This window comes from Myxococcus llanfairpwllgwyngyllgogerychwyrndrobwllllantysiliogogogochensis, assembly GCF_006636215.1.
Classification (GTDB): domain Bacteria; phylum Myxococcota; class Myxococcia; order Myxococcales; family Myxococcaceae; genus Myxococcus; species Myxococcus llanfairpwllgwyngyllgogerychwyrndrobwllllantysiliogogogochensis.
In genome coordinates this window covers 1-2166 of record NZ_VIFM01000503.1, presented here as the reverse complement: position 1 = coordinate 2166, position 2166 = coordinate 1, and the positions used below count along the sequence as shown (strand labels likewise).

Sequence of the window (2166 nt, the reverse complement as noted above, 5' to 3'; positions counted from 1 at the left end):
GGCCACGGGAGCCACGGGGGTGGGGGGCGCGCCGACAACGCGGGTCGGGTCGGGCACGCCCGCGTCGGGCACGGGCTGCGCACCGGCGAGGAGGGAGACGAAGCAGAAGAGAAGCGCGAAGCGGTTCATGCGCATGGGACAGAGCACGCTGCGTTCCAGCCGCCGCGTCGGGGCAAGTGCTTGAAAGGACGAGAGCCGTCCAGCCGTGCCGATGTCATGGACACATCCTGATGTCGAATCGAGATGTGATACTGACATCGAGCCCGGCGATTGCCGCGAGCCACCGGGTCCCTTCGAAGTGGCACTCCGTGTCCGGGCGGCCCGTGCTGCTGGCGGGCTGGCCTCGGCTCAGTGAGGCGCCCCAGGGAGGCAACGCGGGCTCAGCCGGGCCAGGCGGCCTGGTTCTCGCTCCACCACTTCAGCCATCCCTGGCGATTCGCCTCCAGGTTGCCGACCACGCCGTCACCGAACGTGGTGACGCCGGTGATGCGTCGCAGCGCCGCGCCCCAGAAGACGCTGCCGTCGCGATAGCGCTCGATGATGAGCGGCACCGCGGGCCGTCCCAGCGCGACGAGCGCGTCGAACGACGGATGGTCCAGGAACACGTAGGGGTTGGACGACTCCCGGTGTTCCGCGCAGTGCCGCTCCCACTCTTCGGCGAGGGAGTCGAAGCGGGCGACAGGCTCGCTCATGAGGCACTCACGGGGGACTGACGGGGACGCACGTAGACTCGCACGGGTTCACCATACGAAGGGCCGGTGAGGTCGTCAGCGCTGTTGTGCCGGATGAGCGGCTGGGTGCCAATCTTGCTCGTGAAGCGGCCCTGCTCGTCCATCAGCGCGCCGTGCGTCACCTCGAGGGGGCCGTTGCCCGTCATCGGCTTGCGCCCGTAGATGACCACCTTCTCCAGGCTGGGGTCGTTGCTCAGGTCCAACGAGTCCATCGGCTTGTAGCCCTGCGTCGCGTAGAGCTTGTCGAAGTCCTCCACGCGTGTGCCCGGCCACACCCACTCGTCGCGCTTGCCCACCGTCCACGCGATGCAGTTGTAGCGCTCCGACGCGGGGCCGATGCCCACGAACTTGTCCGCGCTCAGGTTGGGGAAGCTCTTGCTCTTGAGCAGCTCGTTCTTCCACCCTGGCTCGGCGTCGTCGCGCGTGACGCCGACGGGGAACTTGAAGTTCTGCCCGTTGGCCGAGTCCCACGTGGTGTTGTCGTCCGCCTTGCCCCGGAACCAGACCTGCACGTCCGTCGCCTCGAAGGGCACGCGGACCGAGGGCAGGAAGTCGCCGCCCGCGTTGCCGGCCTGCCCTGGCTGGAGGTCGAGCGGGAACTCCAGGGGCGGTCCGCCATTGAAGGACACGCAGGCGACGACGTCGGAGGGCGTCTTGCCTCCCGCGAGCGCCTTGAGGCGGTCCTGGTCATACGCGAGCTGGAGCTTGTCACCGGCGCGCAGCGTGCCGTCGACCTGCGTCTTGAAGTCCTCCGTGAAGGACACCGTCGCGCCCTCTTTCGAGGCGACGGACGCGTCGTTGCTCGGGTCCCACTGGTTGCTCACGCGCCCGTCGGCGCCCGTGGTGCGGAACGACAGGCGCACCAGACCCGTGGCGTCGGGAGGAAGGTCGAACGTGCCGGGCTGGATGTTCAGCCGGCCATTCGCGTCGCGGCTGCCGTCGGTGAGGGGAATCGCCGTCTCCGTGCCTCCGGGGACCAGCCGCCACACCAGCTCCACCTTCTCTGTCTGTGACGAGAAACGCGCCGGGTCCGCCGTCACCGTCAGCGGCTTGCCCGCCTCCGCGTGGAAGGACGGGCCTCTGCCCGGGCCGGTGGGCAGGTTCACCTGTCCCTGGCCTTCGACGAAGGCGGTGGCCTTCCGGCCGCCCTGCTCGAAGCGGGCCTCGTAGCCCGTGGCCTCGTGCAACTGGGGCTGGAGGTCGAGCGACTTCGCGCTCACGGCCGTCGTCGCGGCGGGTCCACTCAGGAGGGATGCACTGACGTGGGGGCGCGTGGCGCGGGACTCGAACTGGTCGACCTGCGAGTGGCCCTGGTTCGCCTTCTCGCCCGAGGGGCGGGCCGCTCGCTCACGCTCCGCGCTGACTCCAGGCTGGGTGGCGGGGACGAAGGTGGGGCGGCCGATGCGGTTCGACATGGGGCGGCTCTTCCTGAAGG

At 69.6% G+C, this 2166-nt stretch carries 2 protein-coding genes; both read right to left on the bottom strand.

What is annotated here, in order from left to right:
• Window positions 1-380: 380 nt before the first annotated feature.
• Window positions 381-692: a hypothetical protein gene (locus tag FJV41_RS48855; protein ID WP_141649466.1), complete on the bottom strand. Its 312-nt coding sequence runs from the start codon at window positions 690-692 to the stop codon at window positions 381-383.
• Window positions 689-2166: DUF6209 family protein (locus FJV41_RS48850; protein WP_246137900.1), on the bottom strand; the 1478-nt coding region annotated here is incomplete at its 5' end. The genes FJV41_RS48850 and FJV41_RS48855, both read right to left, overlap by 4 nt.